This window comes from Variovorax sp. M-6 (genome assembly GCF_052114385.1).
Classification (GTDB): Bacteria; Pseudomonadota; Gammaproteobacteria; order Burkholderiales; family Burkholderiaceae_C; genus Variovorax.
On the sequence record NZ_JBFREQ010000007.1, the window covers coordinates 78,474 to 92,245 of the forward strand.

The 13,772-nt window shown below is 66.8% G+C and carries 15 protein-coding genes; 13 read left to right on the forward strand and 2 right to left on the reverse strand.

The window, feature by feature from the left end; all coding sequences use genetic code 11:
• Positions 1-20 precede the first annotated feature (20 nt).
• From AB4Z46_RS10280 to AB4Z46_RS10315, 8 genes are all read left to right on the forward strand, one after another.
• Positions 21-962 carry an amino acid ABC transporter substrate-binding protein gene (locus AB4Z46_RS10280; RefSeq protein ID WP_442283387.1) on the forward strand — a complete coding sequence of 314 codons (942 nt, stop codon included), beginning with the start codon at positions 21-23 and terminating at the stop codon, positions 960-962.
• Positions 963-998: 36 nt separating this feature from the next.
• Positions 999-2,225 (forward strand): arginine deiminase, encoded by a 1,227-nt coding sequence (gene arcA, locus AB4Z46_RS10285; RefSeq protein WP_442283388.1) that lies wholly within the window; start codon positions 999-1,001, stop codon positions 2,223-2,225.
• Positions 2,226-2,251: 26 nt separating this feature from the next.
• Positions 2,252-3,256 carry an ornithine carbamoyltransferase gene (locus tag AB4Z46_RS10290; protein WP_442283389.1) on the forward strand — a complete coding sequence of 335 codons (1,005 nt, stop codon included), beginning with the start codon at positions 2,252-2,254 and terminating at the stop codon, positions 3,254-3,256.
• A gap of 2 nt (positions 3,257-3,258) precedes the next feature.
• Complete coding sequence (gene arcC, locus AB4Z46_RS10295; protein WP_442283390.1) at positions 3,259-4,203, forward strand: carbamate kinase; 945 nt, start codon at positions 3,259-3,261, stop codon at positions 4,201-4,203.
• A 60-nt stretch (positions 4,204-4,263) separates the two neighbouring features.
• Positions 4,264-5,031, forward strand: coding sequence for a bestrophin-like domain (locus AB4Z46_RS10300; protein WP_442283391.1), 768 nt, complete (start codon positions 4,264-4,266; stop codon positions 5,029-5,031).
• 73 nt (positions 5,032-5,104) lie between these two features.
• Positions 5,105-5,563 carry a universal stress protein gene (locus AB4Z46_RS10305; protein ID WP_442283392.1) on the forward strand — a complete coding sequence of 153 codons (459 nt, stop codon included), beginning with the start codon at positions 5,105-5,107 and terminating at the stop codon, positions 5,561-5,563.
• Complete coding sequence (locus AB4Z46_RS10310; protein WP_442283393.1) at positions 5,560-6,234, forward strand: hypothetical protein; 675 nt, start codon at positions 5,560-5,562, stop codon at positions 6,232-6,234. The genes AB4Z46_RS10305 and AB4Z46_RS10310 overlap by 4 nt, the downstream gene beginning before the upstream one ends.
• 128 nt (positions 6,235-6,362) lie before the next feature.
• Positions 6,363-6,569 (forward strand): hypothetical protein, encoded by a 207-nt coding sequence (locus AB4Z46_RS10315; protein WP_442283394.1) that lies wholly within the window; start codon positions 6,363-6,365, stop codon positions 6,567-6,569.
• Positions 6,570-6,680: 111 nt separating this feature from the next.
• On the opposite strand, the gene AB4Z46_RS10320 is transcribed toward AB4Z46_RS10315, so the two are convergent.
• Together AB4Z46_RS10320 and AB4Z46_RS10325 are read right to left on the reverse strand one after the other, a co-directional pair.
• Positions 6,681-7,082 carry a hypothetical protein gene (locus tag AB4Z46_RS10320; RefSeq protein ID WP_442283395.1) on the reverse strand — a complete coding sequence of 134 codons (402 nt, stop codon included), beginning with the start codon at positions 7,080-7,082 and terminating at the stop codon, positions 6,681-6,683.
• Positions 7,083-7,689: 607 nt separating this feature from the next.
• Positions 7,690-7,923, reverse strand: coding sequence for a hypothetical protein (locus tag AB4Z46_RS10325; RefSeq protein WP_442283396.1), 234 nt, complete (start codon positions 7,921-7,923; stop codon positions 7,690-7,692).
• Between the two features lie 451 nt (positions 7,924-8,374).
• On the opposite strand from AB4Z46_RS10325, the gene AB4Z46_RS10330 reads away from it, so the two are divergent.
• The 5 genes from AB4Z46_RS10330 to AB4Z46_RS10350 all read left to right on the forward strand — a co-directional run bounded on the left by AB4Z46_RS10330 (position 8,375) and on the right by AB4Z46_RS10350 (position 13,772).
• A complete protein-coding gene (locus AB4Z46_RS10330; RefSeq protein ID WP_442283397.1) occupies positions 8,375-9,151 on the forward strand; it encodes a LytTR family transcriptional regulator DNA-binding domain-containing protein in 777 nt (258 codons plus the stop codon).
• Positions 9,152-9,331: 180 nt separating this feature from the next.
• On the forward strand, positions 9,332-10,195 hold the full coding sequence (locus AB4Z46_RS10335; protein WP_442283398.1) for an FAD binding domain-containing protein: 864 nt from the start codon (positions 9,332-9,334) through the stop codon (positions 10,193-10,195).
• A 20-nt stretch (positions 10,196-10,215) separates the two neighbouring features.
• Entirely contained in the window at positions 10,216-10,707 is a 492-nt protein-coding gene (locus AB4Z46_RS10340; protein WP_442283399.1) for a (2Fe-2S)-binding protein, read from the forward strand.
• A complete protein-coding gene (locus AB4Z46_RS10345) occupies positions 10,704-13,118 on the forward strand; it encodes an aerobic carbon-monoxide dehydrogenase large subunit (protein WP_442283400.1) in 2,415 nt (804 codons plus the stop codon). The genes AB4Z46_RS10340 and AB4Z46_RS10345 overlap by 4 nt, the downstream gene beginning before the upstream one ends.
• Before the next feature lie 24 nt (positions 13,119-13,142).
• Complete coding sequence (locus tag AB4Z46_RS10350) at positions 13,143-13,772, forward strand: SRPBCC family protein (protein ID WP_442283401.1); 630 nt, start codon at positions 13,143-13,145, stop codon at positions 13,770-13,772.

Genomic DNA, 13,772 nt, shown 5'->3' on the forward strand with positions numbered 1-13,772 from the left:
CCGGACGCGAAAGGAAACCCATGACCTACCTCGATGCGCTCGACGATCATCCCTTCGCTGCGCGCCTTCGCAGGGTGCTGATCGGCCCGCTGCTGTGCGTGGCCGTCGCCATGCCGGCACTGGCCGCCGGCACGCTCGACAAGGCCCGCGAGAGCGGCAAGTTGACTTTCGGCTACCGCGCCGACGCGCGCCCGTTCTCCTATGCCGACGAATCGGGCAAGCCGAACGGGTTTTCCGTCGCGCTGTGCCGCAGGATCGCCGATGCGGTGAAGGAAGAACTCAAGCTGCCCGCTTTGGCGGTCGACTTCGTGCCGGTCACGGCCGAGAACCGGTTCGATGCCGTGGAACAGGGAAAGATCGACCTGCTGTGCGGCACGGCCACCCCGACGCTCGCGCGGCGCGCGAAGGTCGACTTCTCGATCCCCATCTTCTACGCGGGCATCGGCGCGATCGTGCGCGAGGATGTGTCGCGCCGCCTGCGCGATGCGCTGGCCAACCGGCCGGACCCCACCCAGCCGATCTGGCGCGGCTCGCCGGGACTCATGACCGAAAGGGCGACGCTGGCGGTGGTCGGCGGGACCACCATCGAGCGTTCGCTGATCGACGGGCTGAAGGCGCGGCGCATCGAGGTCAGCGTGGTGCCGGCGCCCGACTACCCGACCGGCCTGCAGATGGTCGTCGACCGCCGCGCCACGGCCTTGTTCGGCGACCGGCCGGTGCTGCTCGACGCGGCCAGAAACGGCGCCTCCTTCAGCGAACTCACCGTGCTCGATCGCGCTCTCACGCGGGAGCCGCTGGCGCTGGCCATGGCCCGCGGCGACGCCCCGTTCCGGCTGGTGGTGGATCGCAGCTTGAGCCGGCTGTTCCGCTCGAAGGAGTTCGCAGCGTTCTACACCAGCTTCTTCGGCCGGCCCGATGCCGACACGCTCGAGTTCTTCCAGGCGTTGGCATTGCCGGAATGACCGGACGGGTTCCGGTTCAACCACAGGAGACATCGCATGCAAGCCCTAGGCGTTCACAGTGAAGTCGGCAAGCTGAGGACCGTGATGGTCTGCCGGCCGGGCCTGGCCCATCAGCGTTTGACGCCCGGCAACGCCGCCGAACTGCTGTTCGACGACGTGCTGTGGGTTCAGGAGGCGCAGAAGGACCACTACGACTTCGTTCTCAAGATGCGCGAGCGCGGGACCGAAGTGATCGACCTGCACGAGATGCTGGCCGAGACGCTGCAGGACAAGGCGGCCCGCGACTGGGTGCTCGACCGGCGAATCACCGTCAACGACGTCGGCCTCGGCGTGCGCAGCGCGATCCGGCCCTGGCTGGACGAGATGGCGGCTGCGAAGCTGGCCGAACACCTGATCGGCGGCATCGCGCTGCTCGACCTGCCCAAGAGCGAGGTGTCCACGATGATGATCGAGGCCTTCGGCGAAACGGACTTCGTCACGCCGCCGGTGCCCAACACGCTGTTCCAGCGCGACCCGTCGTGCTGGATCTACAAGGGCGTGACCTGCAACCCGATGTTCTGGCCGGCGCGCCAGCCCGAGACCCTGCTGCAGCGCGTGATCTACAAGTTCCACCCGCGATTCAAGGGCGCCGACTTCACCATCTGGTGGGGCGATTCCGATGAGCCTTTCGGCGCGGCAACGATCGAGGGCGGCGACGTGATGCCGATCGGGAAGGGCGTGGTGCTGGTCGGCATGGGAGAGCGCACCACACGCCAGGCCGTCTACCAGCTTGCCGAGCAATTGTTCAAGCAGAACGGCGCGACGCGCGTGATCGGCTGCCTGATGCCGAAGAGCCGTGCGGCAATGCACCTGGACACGGTGTTCAGCTTCTGCGACCGCGACCTGGTGACCTCCTTCAGGGAGGTCGTCGATCAGGTGCGCTGCTACAGCGCGCGCCCGGACGGCAAGGGCGGCATCGAAGTCCGCCAGGACCCGGGTCACCTGTTCGAGGTGGTGCGGGATGCGCTCGGCCTGAAGGAACTGCGCGTGGTGGAGACCGGCGGCAACGCCTGGCAGTCGCAGCGCGAGCAATGGGACGACGGCAACAACGTGGTCGCGCTCGAACCCGGCGTCGTCGTCGCCTATGACCGCAATCCCCACACCAACACGCTGCTGCGCAAGGCCGGTGTCGAGGTCATCACCGTGCACGGCTCCGAACTGGGACGCGGGCGAGGCGGCGGGCATTGCATGACCTGCCCGATCTCGCGCGACCCGGCCGATTGACCCGACCTTTTCCTGGAGAGAACGACATGAGCTTCAATCTTCGCAACCGCTCCCTGCTGACGGTACAGGACTACACCCAGCGCGAATTCCGCTACCTGCTCGACCTGGCGCGCGATCTCAAGCGCGCCAAGTACGCCCGCACCGAGCAGAAGCACCTGCAGGACAAGGAGATCTGCCTGATCTTCGAGAAGACCTCCACGCGCACCCGCTGCTCGTTCGAGGTCGCCTGCCACGACCAGGGCGCGAACGTGACCTATCTCGACCCGGCGGGCTCGCAGATCGGCCACAAGGAGTCGTTCAAGGACACGGCGCGGGTGCTCGGGCGCATGTACGACGCGATCGAGTATCGCGGCGCCAGCCAGGGCGGTGTCGAGACCCTTGCGAAGTACGCCGGCGTGCCGGTCTTCAATGGCCTGACCGACGAGTACCACCCGACGCAGATGCTCGCCGACGTGTTGACGATGCGCGAGCATTGCGACAAGCCGCCGACCGAGATCAAGTACGCCTTCCTCGGCGACACCCGCAACAACATGGGCCATTCGCTGATGATCGTCGGCTGCCTGATGGGGATGGATGTGCGCATCTGCGGCCCGAAGACGCTGTGGCCCGCGGAGGAGTTCACATCGATCGCGCGCGACCTGGCGGCGCGCTACGGCGCCAGGCTGACCATCACCGACGATCCCGCCGAGGCGGTGGCCGGCGTCGACTTCATCCACACGGATGTGTGGGTGTCGATGGGCGAACCGAAGGAGGTCTGGAAGGAGCGCATCGGACTCCTGATGAAGTACCAGGTCAACGCGGCGCTGATGAAGGCGAGCGGCAATCCGCACGTCAAGTTCATGCATTGCCTGCCCGCCTTCCATGACACGGAGACCACGCTGGGAAAGCAGATCGCCGAGACCTACGGCATCTCCGACGGGCTCGAAGTGACCGACGAGGTCTTCGAATCCGAATGGAACATCGCCTTCGAGCAGGCCGAGAACCGGATGCACACCATCAAGGCGATCCTGGTCGCGACGCTGGGAGACTGACCGTGCTGATCGTCACCGCCCTGGGAGGCAACGCGCTGCTGCGGCGCGGTCAGCCGATGACCGCGGAGAACCAGCGCGAGAACGTGCGCGTCGCCGCACGATCGCTGGCGCCTGTCGCGCGGCAGCACGACCTGGTGATCGGACACGGCAACGGGCCGCAGGTCGGCCTGCTGGCGCTGCAGGGCTCGGCGTACGCGGAGGTCGAGACCTACCCTCTCGATGTGCTGGGCGCGGAGACCGAAGGAATGATCGGCTACATGATCGAGCAGGAACTCGGCAACCTGCTGCCCTTCGAGCGCCCGTTCGCCACGCTGCTGACCATGATCGAGGTCGATCCGAAGGACCCGGCCTTTGCGAATCCGACCAAGTTCATCGGCCCGGTCTACGCAAAGGACGAGGCCGACCGGATCGCCCTGGCGAAGGGCTGGGTCTTCAAGCAGGACGGCGACAAGTGGCGCCGCGTGGTGGCGTCGCCCGAACCCAGGCGCATCTTCGAGCTGCGTCCGATCAAGTGGCTGCTCGAGCACAACACCATCGTGATCGCCGCGGGTGGCGGCGGCATTCCGGCCGCGTACGGGCCGGGCGCGGAGCGCAAGCTGGCCGGCATCGAGTGCGTGATCGACAAGGACTTCGCGACCGAATTGCTGGCGCGCGAACTGGGTGCCGACCTCTATGTCATGCTCACCGACGCGGACGCGGTCTACATGGACTGGGGGCAGCCGACCCAGCGGGCGATCCGCAGGGCTGCCCCGGAAGCGCTGGCGGCCCTGCCGTTCGCGGCCGGCTCGATGGGACCCAAGGTCCAGGCCGCATGCCGCTTCGCGCGGGCGACCGGCAGGCGCGCCGCCATCGGCGAGCTCGCCGACCTCGGCCGCATCATCGCCGGCGAGGCGGGAACGACGATCTCCGCGGATGCCGATGGCATCGCCTATGCGGAATCGCATTGACATCGGCAATGCGGCACGGCCGCACGCGAGAAGCGAAATGACGGCCTCGCCGCAGGTGCAATGATCAGGCTGACGGACTATCCGCTGATCGTCTTCGTGGTGTCCTTGGCGCTCCTGTTGCTCTCGGTATGGACAGGGGTCAGCATCCTCAGGAGACGGTGGAAGCCCCAGGAGAGCATGCGGGAAGACTTCGGCGTCATCCAGGCCGCGGCGCTGACGCTGCTGGGACTCATCATCGGGTTCACCTTCTCGATGGCCATCAACCGCTACGACCAGCGCAAGAACCTCGAGGAAGCGGAGGCCAATGCGATCGGCACCGAGTTCCTGAGGGCCGATCTGCTGCCCGCCGCGGATGCCGCCAAGGTTCGCGCGCTGCTGCGCGACTACTTCGACCAGCGCGTGCTGTTCTACACGGTCCGCGACGAAGAGAAACTCAAGCAGGTCAATGCCCGCACCGCGCAGTTGCAGGCCGCGCTGTGGTCGGCGGTCGCCGTGCCGGCGGCCGCGGCGCCGTCGCCGACGATGGCCGTGGTGGTCATCGGAATGAACGACGTCCTCAACGCCCAGGGCTACACCCAGGCCGCGTGGTGGAACCGGATTCCTCCGGCGGCGTGGGTCCTCATGATCGCGATCGCCGTCTGTTGCCACGTGCTCGTCGGCTATGGCGTTCGGGATCCGAGGGCGGAGCGCAGCCTGCTGCTCGTGCTGCCGCTGGTGATGTCCATTTCCTTTCTTCTCATTGCGGATATCGACAGCCCGCGCGCCGGCGTCATTCGGGTGAAGCCGGACAATCTGCTGAGCATCGCGGATTCGGTACGCCCGCATTGAGGCGCGTCATTTCGAACATCGGTCGCGCGCGGAAACGTCGGGCGACCTGCTTCAACCGACGGAAGGGGCTGCCATGTACCAACGCATTCTTGTTCCACTGGACGGAAGCGAAACCTCGTTGCAGGGGCTGGACGAGGCCGTTCGCATGGCCTTGCGAGACGGCGCGACACTGCGCCTCGTCCATGTCCTCAACAAGTTCCGGCGAACGACCGGCTTCGCCTCCCACGCCTCGTACTCCGAACTGCTGCCGGGCATGAAGGAAGAGGGCGAACAGCTGCTGCGAGAGGCCCGCGAGCGCGCGGAACGCGGCGGCGCCAAGGCCGAGACCAAGCTCCTCAGTTCGCTGACCGGCGGACTGTCGGAAATGATCGCGGACGAGGCCGCCGACTGGCACGCCGACCTCATCGTGATCGGGACGCACGGTCGTCGAGGCATCGAGCGGATCCTGTGGGGCAGCGATGCCGAGCAGGTCATGCGGGCCGTGAATGTCCGGGTGCTGCTGGTCCAGGCGCCGGGTGGAGACGGACGGTGAGCGAGCAAAGCGAAAAGGACGCCGGTGCGGCGCGCACGCCGGTGCTGAGTCCCGTGGACCGAGTGTCGGAGTCGCTGTTCGGCCTGTTCATGGCGCTCACCTTCGTGGGCGCGGTGTCGGTCGCGGAGTCCGGGCGCGAAGACATCCGGAAGCTGTTCGTCGCCGCCCTGGGATGCAATCTCGCCTGGGGCCTCGTCGACGCGGTCATGTACCTGGTGCGCACGGTCACCGATCGCGGCAGGTGGCTCACGCTGGTGCGCTCCGTTCGCGCGGCCGCGGACGCGGAAAGCGGTCGCCGGCTCATCGCGGGCGACTTGTCGCGGGTCGGAGCGAGGTTCGTGATGTCTGCGGAACTCGAAGCCATTCGCGGGCGCATCCTCGCGCTGGCGTCCGTGCCGGCGCGCCCGAAGCTGCTTCGGGGCGACCTGCTCGCCGCGCTGGGGATCTTCCTGATCGTGGTCGCGTCGACCTTTCCGGTGGTGTTGCCCTTCATGCTGATCCAGGACGTCGGATTCGCCAAGGCCTTGTCTCGCGCCATCGCGCTGGCGATGCTGTTCGTCGGAGGTGTCGCTCTCGGACGCTACGCGGGCTACGGCAGCTGGAGGGTGGGTTTCATGATGGCCGGGCTTGGCACCGCTCTGGTGGCCGCGGTCATCGCGCTCGGGGGGTGAAACCCGCACGGGGGCAAGACGTCGAGGCCTCCCGAGGAGCATGCTGCCGCTTTTCGCCGCGAATCATCGCTGCCGAGAAGGGATTGCGCCCACCGTCATACTGTTTCCCTGAAGCAGGGATGACTCAGATGCAGACGTTGAAAAAACGCTTTGAGTACAAAGGCCATGCGGTGGCGATCACCACGACCCGGGCAACCGGGACTTGGCGATGGCGATTTGAAATCGACGAACAGTTGGTGTTCGCTGAACAACTTCAGCCTGGCCACAGGCTTGAGGCCGCCGCGGTGACAGAGGCCGCGGCCGAAGCCAGACATCGCATCGACAAGCTGACATAGTCGCGCGGCGCCGCTGATCGAACGCGCCCTTGCAGTCGATCGCGAACGAAGGAGATCGCGGCCGTGGGCACCGTCCGGAGCGCGGCCGGCCGCCCGGTCGGCGCAGGCGTGCTACCCGATGGGAATGAACCTCGTGATGACCACCAATGAAATGATCACGAACCAGAAGAACGCAAAGTCCAATGCCGACGCCCGTTGCGACCCGACCCGCGGCTGCGCGGCCGATGGCATGGATTCCCCGGAACTCCCGGCTGCATAGAAGGCCGGCAGCTTGTGCGAACAGCCTTTGCAAAGTCGTGCGGAGCCGATGTTGATGGTGCTGCAGGCCTCGCAGATCTCGCCCTCGGGCGTGCCCGTTTGCAGTCTTGCAAGATCGATGAGGCTCCCGAACGCGATCCCCGAAGAGGAATCCGAAGGCTCGGCGAAGGCAATTGAAACGGCGGTCATGGGTGCGCTCCTTGGCGAAGGACTGATGCAGGACCATGGGGCGTCTGCGGTTTGCTGCAGCGCCACGCCACTTTGGTTTGGGCGAGCCTGCGCCCCAATCGTTGCTCTGCGACAGCGAGCCTAGCGAACATCAGCAACTCCGCGTCCGAAGGTCCGGGGCCCGAACCGTGAAGCTGATTTCGAAAGGCGCGCACGATGCGGTCCTGCACGGCCTTCCTGGCGTGCCCCGCGGCTGCCCAGGCTGCTTGCGCGCTCATTTTTCGAAGGCCGATCGGAGCTCGCGCGGGCGCGCTCTTGCACCGCCGCAAGGCACCCGTCGGGCGCTTGCTCCTCCGCGCCGCCGGCTTTCTTCTGCGTGTGACTGGCTTTGACATCTCTTTCCCCTTTGGAAGTGCGGCAGATGTGAAAACGTCACATCCATCGTACTCTTGTCCTATGGCGATGTGCACTTGCTTTGTAAGACAGTGGCGCATGTTGCTGTCCAGTTGGTAACGGGGCGTTGCCACCGTCCGTTGGTCAGGCTCGCACTGGCCTTCGGTGTCACGCATGCGCACATGGAGGATTTGCTGCGTGACCGTCTGACCGATGAAGCACGCCGCGCCCGAGCCCCGACGACCGTTCGACGACCGCTTCGAACGGGGATGGCTCCGGCGCGGATTCCGGAGGCAGGCAACTACGGAAGCGGCGGCCTGTCGCCGAGTTGCGCCAGTTCCTCGCGCCCTTTCTGGGTGATCTCGGAGATGATTGCCGGCTCTTGAACGGAGGTGCCGTCCTTGTCTCGATACGGGAGAGGAACCATCGCTTCCACGAGGCCGGCCGTCTTGAGGATCGCGACGCACCCGATGTCCTTGATGTCGGTGACGACCAACGGAAATTCCGCGTTCTCGATCGTGCGCAGATAGTCCATGGGCATGGCGAGCCTCCGGTGTTTCTTCTCGTTCCGAGCCGCCCCGGCCAAAGGTCAACTCCCGCCAGCGCCCGGTGGCAAGTCACGAGGCCCAGCGGTGGTTCGCCGCTGGGCCCGGACTTCCTTCATGCCGCGTATGCCTGACGTGAGGTCACGCTTGCCTTGAGAGGCGCACAGGAAGTCCAACCCAGACACTCTACGCCTTGGGACCGGACGTGGACCACCCACCAGCGGTTGCTCGTGGAATCGGTGCGTTTCAGCCGCCACAAAGTGTTTGGAAAGCGCGCGCTGGTGCACGGCCACGGCGGCGTCCTTTTTTCGAGCCAGGCCACCGCGATCCTGGTGACCTCGCCCTGAGGCCTCTTCGCCGGTCGGCTGGGATTCCAATGCGTCGTGCACCAAACAGTGATCCAATCGTGCCAGGGCGGACCACACGCCGCTGGAGACTCAGATGCCCGTGCGCAGCCCGCTCTATCTGTTGGAACGATTCGATCCCGGCGTGGTCCAGCTCGACAGCGAGCTTCGGGTCATCGCCATGAACAGCCTGGCCCGGCGGCTGCTGCCGGTCGAGGACAAGCAGCCGTTCGAGAAGGTGGTGCTGTCGTTCCACCCCGAGCGCTCCGTGGCCAAGGTGAAGTTCCTGCTCGACCAGGCCGAGTGCCCGGTCAGCAACCCGCCGCCGATGACCATGATCATCAACATCCCGGAACGGGTGTTGCTGATCAAGGTGACCAAGCTGTCCGACCTGCGCGGCGACACCACCGGCTACACGCTGATCTTCTACGACATCACCGACCAGGTGAGCGACAAGGAGCCGGCGCTCGCGATGACGCCGGCGAGCCTCACCGCGGAGAACCCCCCGCCCGCCAAGCGGCAGCTGCACAAGATCCCGACCGTTTCGCAGAACCGCATCGTGCTGGTCGACGTCGAGGCGGTGACGTACATCCGCTCGGAAGGGCACTACACCTGGGTCAGCACGGCACAGGGTTCGAGCTTCTGCAATCTCAACATCAGCGACCTGGCGGAGCGGCTCGACGGTGCGTCCTTCTTTCGCATTCATCGCAGCTATCTCGCGAACCTCGATTTCGCCGAGCAGATCCTGCGCGATGAAGGCAAGGTCAGTCTGAAGCTGCGCGGCGAACCCACTGCGCTGCCGGTGGCGCGCACCAGCGTGGCCGGACTGCTCGAACAGCTCGGCATCGGCGAGGCCGACACGATGAGAAACTGACCGGCCGCGCGCCACGCCGCGGATTGGGGATAACCCGAAGCGGCGATCCGGTGCACGCCGTTCATGCGCGCAGCGCTGCAATTCGTGCGTCCGAAGCGGTCGTTCGTGCGTCCGGCCCGTCCGGCGGACGCGTCTCGTTCTAAGTTCTGCAGGCGACCCCTTCGACTGGAGACAAGAACAATGATCCCATCCGGATTCGACTATCACGCGCCCCGCTCGGTCGGCGACGCGATCGCCCTGCTCGGGCAGTACGGCGGCGACGCCAAGCTGCTGGCCGGCGGCCACAGCCTGCTGCCGATGATGAAGCTTCGCTTCGCGCAGCCGGCGCACCTGATCGACCTGAATCGCATCGAGAGCCTGCGCGGCATCCGCGAGGAGGGCGGGACGATCGTCATCGGTGCGATGACCGTCGAGAACGACTTGATCCGCTCGGCGCTGCTGCAGCAGAAGCTGCCGCTGCTGCCCGAGGCCGCCAGGCAGATCGGCGACCCGCAGGTGCGCAACCGCGGCACCATCGGCGGCGACATCGCGCATGGCGACCCCGGCAACGACCACCCGGCGCTGTCGATCGCGCTGGACGCCGTGTTCGTGCTCGAAGGGCCGGGCGGCACGCGCCAGGTCGCTGCCGACGGCTTCTTCCAGGGCACCTACATGACCGACATGGCCGAGGACGAGGTGATGACCGCGATCCGCATGCCGGCCTTCGCGCCCGGCACCGGCTACGCCTACCAGAAGCTCAAGCGCAAGACCGGCGACTGGGCCACCGCGGCCGCGGCGGTGGTGCTGCGGATCGATGGCGGCAACGTGAGCCACATCCGCATTGCCCTGACCAACCTGGCGCCGACGGCCCTGCGGGCCACCGACGCCGAAGCCGCGCTGCTCGGCAAGCCGCTGACCGATGCCGCGATCGCCGATGCCGCCGCGCGTGCGATGGCGATCTGCGATCCCGCCGAGGACCTGCGCGGCGACCGCGACTACAAGACCGCGATGGCCGGACAGATGGTGCAGCGCGCGCTGCGCCTGGCACTGTCGCGCTGCAAATAAGTACAACGAGGAGCCGACCCATGGGCAAGCAGATCATCAGTCTCACCATCAACGGCAAGCGCGTGGAAAAGGCGGTCGAGCCGCGCACGCTGCTGATCCATTTCCTGCGCGAGGACTGCCACCTGACCGGCGCACACATCGGCTGCGAGACCAGCCATTGCGGCGCCTGCACCGTCGATCTCGACGGCCAGTCGGTCAAGAGCTGCACCCACCTGGCGATCCAGTGCGACGGTTCGGAAGTGCTGACCGTCGAGGGCCTGGCCCAGGGCCCGCTGCTGCACGCGGTGCAGGAAGGCTTCTACAAGGAGCACGGCCTGCAATGCGGCTTCTGCACGCCCGGCATGCTGATGCGCAGCTACCGCTTCCTGCAGGAGAACCCGAATCCGACCGAAGAGGAAGTGCGTGCCGGCATCGGCGGCAACCTGTGCCGCTGCACCGGCTACCAGAACATCGTGAAGGCCGTTTTGTATGCGGCGGCGAAGCTGCAGCAAACTGAAAAGGTGGCCGCATGAACGCCCCGATCCACCCCGAACTGCTCGAACGCACGGCCGCACTGCAGGGCATGGGCGACAGCCGTCTGCGCAAGGAGGATGCCCGCTTCATCCAGGGCAAGGGCCACTACGTCGACGACATCCAGATGCCCGGCATGCTGCACATGGACATCGTGCGTTCGCCGGTCGCCCATGCGCGCATCAGGAAGATCGACAAGTCCGAGGCGCTCAAGGTGCCCGGCGTGATCGCGGTGCTCACGGCCGAAGACCTGAAGCCGCTCAAGCTGCACTGGATGCCGACCCTGGCCGGCGACGTGCAGGCCGTGCTGGCCGACGAGAAGGTGCACTTCCAGATGCAGGAAGTCGCGGTCGTGATCGCCGAGGACCGCTACGCGGCCGCCGACGGCGTCGAGGCGGTGATCGTCGAGTACGACGAGTTGCCGGTGGTGCTCGACCCTTACGCCGCGCTGGCGCCCGATGCGCCGGTGCTGCGCGAAGACCTGGCCGGCAAGACCGAGGGCGCGCACGGCAAGCGCGACCATCCGAACCACATCTTCACCTGGGAGGCGGGCGACAAGGCCGCCGCCGACGCCGCCTTCGACGCCGCGCCGGTCACGGTGAAGGAGCGCATCTTCTATCCGCGCGTGCATCCGTGCCCGCTCGAGACCTGCGGCTGCGTGGCCTCGTTCGATCCGATCCGCGGCGAGCTCACGACCTGGATGACCTCGCAGGCGCCGCACGTGGTGCGCACCGTGGTGTCGCTGCTGTCGGGCATCCCGGAGTCGAAGGTGCGGATCGTCTCGCCCGACATCGGCGGCGGCTTCGGCAACAAGGTCGGCGTGTACCCGGGCTACGTGTGCGCCATCGTTGCCAGCATCGTGCTCGGCAAGCCGGTGAAGTGGATCGAGGACCGGATCGAGAACATCTCGAGCACGGCCTTTGCCCGCGACTACCACATGGACGGCGAGATCGCCGCGACGGCCGACGGCAAGATCCTCGGCCTGCGCGTCGAGGTGGTCGCCGACCACGGCGCCTTCGACGCCTGCGCCGATCCGACCAAGTACCCGGCGGGCATGTTCCACATCTGCTCGGGCTCCTACGACATCCCGGCGGCCTGGTGCAGCGTGAAAGGCGTCTACACCAACAAGGCGCCCGGCGGCGTGGCCTACCGCTGCTCGTTCCGCGTGACCGAGGCGGTCTATGTGATCGAGCGCATGGTCGACATCCTGGCGCAGCGGCTCGGCATGGACAAGGCCGAGATCCGCGCGAAGAACTTCATCCGCAAGGAGCAGTTCCCCTACACCTCGGCCTTCGGCTTCGAGTACGACTCGGGCGACTACCAGACCGCGCTCGACAAGGTGCTGGCCGCCTGCGACTACAAGGGGCTGCGTGCCGAGCAGGCGGCCAAGCGGGCCGATCCGGCCTGTCCGACCCTGATGGGCATCGGACTGGTCGCCTTCACCGAAGTGGTGGGCGCCGGGCCCAGCAAGATGTGCGACATCCTCGGCGTCGGCATGTTCGACAGCTGCGAGATCCGCATCCATCCGACCGGCAGCGCGATCGCGCGGATGGGCACGATCACGCAGGGCCAGGGCCACCAGACCACCTACGCGCAGATCATCGCGACCGAACTCGGCATCCCGTCGGAAGTGATCCAGGTCGAGGAGGGCGACACCAGCACCGCGCCCTACGGGCTCGGCACCTATGGCTCGCGCTCGACGCCGGTGGCGGGCGCGGCCATCGCGATGGCCTCGCGGAAGATCCATGCCAAGGCGCGCAAGATCGCGGCCCACCTGCTCGAGGTCGGCGAGAACGACCTCGACTGGGAAATCGACCGCTTCAAGGTCAAGGGCGACGATGCGCGCTTCAAGTCGATGAAGGACATCGCCTGGGCGGCCTATCACCAGGCGCCGCCGGGGCTCGAACCGGGGCTGGAAGCGGTGCACTACTACGACCCGCCAAACTTCACCTTCCCGTTCGGCGTCTACCTGTGCGTGGTCGACATCGACCGCGGCACCGGCGAGACGAAGGTACGGCGCTTTTACGCGCTCGACGACTGCGGCACGCGCATCAACCCGATGATCATCGAGGGCCAGATCCACGGCGGCCTGACCGAGGGCTATGCGGTTGCGATGGGCCAGCAGATGCCCTTCGATGCCCAGGGCAACCTGCTGGGCAACACGCTGATGGACTACTTCCTGCCGACCGCGGTCGAGACGCCCAGGTGGGAGACCGACCACACCGTGACGCCGTCGCCGCACCACCCGCTGGGCGCCAAGGGCGTGGCCGAATCGCCGCACGTCGGGTCGATCCCGACCTTCACCTCGGCGGTGGTCGACGCCTTCGCGCACCTCGGCGTCAAGCACATGGTCATGCCGCACAGCGCGTACCGCGTCTGGCAGCAACTCAAGGAAAGCGGCGTCGCGCTCTGAGGCGCTGCACCGGGCCGAAGACACATGGAAGTCAAACTCGACAAACGCTATCCGCTCGACGTCGACGCCCGGCGCGCCTGGCAGCTGCTCGCCGATGTGCCGGCCACGGCCGGCTGCATGCCCGGCGCGGCCATCACCGAGAAGATAGACGACACCCACTACAAGGGCAGCGTCAAGGTCAAGGTCGGGCCGGCCAACGCGGCCTTCGCGGGCGACATCGAGGTGCTCGCGCTCGACGAGGCGAGCAAGACCCTGCAACTGCTGGGCAAGGGTTCGGACCGGAGCGGATCGTCGGCCTCGATGAACCTCACGGCCACCATCGAGGCCGGGGAGACAGCCGAGACCTCGGTGCTGGTGGGCCATGCCGAGGTCATCGTCAACGGCAAGTTCGCGCAGTTCGGCGGGCGGCTGATGGTGCAGGTGTCGGACATGCTGCTCGGGCAGTTCGTCGACAACTTCCGCGTGGCGGCGGCGGCCTTGCCGGTGCCGCAGGCGGCGCCCGCGGTCGAGCCCGCCGCCGCGGCGCCGGTGCAGGCGGCGGACGCCTCCGCGCCTGCGTCGGTACCCGTCAAGGCCCACGAGATCAATGCGCTCGCGATCTTCTGGCACCTGGTCAAGGGCTGGGTGGCCGGTCTGTTCGGCAGGCGCGCCTGA

Bases quoted from the DNA above. Each gene is read 5' to 3' on its own strand.
- AB4Z46_RS10335 (WP_442283398.1), top strand. From the start codon at position 9,332: ATGATCCCATCCGGATTCGACTATCACGCGCCCCGCTCGGTCGGCGAC.
- AB4Z46_RS10305 (WP_442283392.1), top strand. From the start codon at position 5,105: ATGTACCAACGCATTCTTGTTCCACTGGACGGAAGCGAAACCTCGTTG.
- AB4Z46_RS10330 (WP_442283397.1), top strand. From the start codon at position 8,375: ATGCCCGTGCGCAGCCCGCTCTATCTGTTGGAACGATTCGATCCCGGC.
- arcA (WP_442283388.1), top strand. From the start codon at position 999: ATGCAAGCCCTAGGCGTTCACAGTGAAGTCGGCAAGCTGAGGACCGTG.
- AB4Z46_RS10315 (WP_442283394.1), top strand. From the start codon at position 6,363: ATGCAGACGTTGAAAAAACGCTTTGAGTACAAAGGCCATGCGGTGGCG.
- AB4Z46_RS10290 (WP_442283389.1), top strand. From the start codon at position 2,252: ATGAGCTTCAATCTTCGCAACCGCTCCCTGCTGACGGTACAGGACTAC.
- AB4Z46_RS10300 (WP_442283391.1), top strand. From the start codon at position 4,264: ATGATCAGGCTGACGGACTATCCGCTGATCGTCTTCGTGGTGTCCTTG.
- AB4Z46_RS10350 (WP_442283401.1), top strand. From the start codon at position 13,143: ATGGAAGTCAAACTCGACAAACGCTATCCGCTCGACGTCGACGCCCGG.
- AB4Z46_RS10325 (WP_442283396.1), bottom strand. From the start codon at position 7,923: ATGGACTATCTGCGCACGATCGAGAACGCGGAATTTCCGTTGGTCGTC.
- AB4Z46_RS10340 (WP_442283399.1), top strand. From the start codon at position 10,216: ATGGGCAAGCAGATCATCAGTCTCACCATCAACGGCAAGCGCGTGGAA.
- AB4Z46_RS10280 (WP_442283387.1), top strand. From the start codon at position 21: ATGACCTACCTCGATGCGCTCGACGATCATCCCTTCGCTGCGCGCCTT.
- AB4Z46_RS10345 (WP_442283400.1), top strand. From the start codon at position 10,704: ATGAACGCCCCGATCCACCCCGAACTGCTCGAACGCACGGCCGCACTG.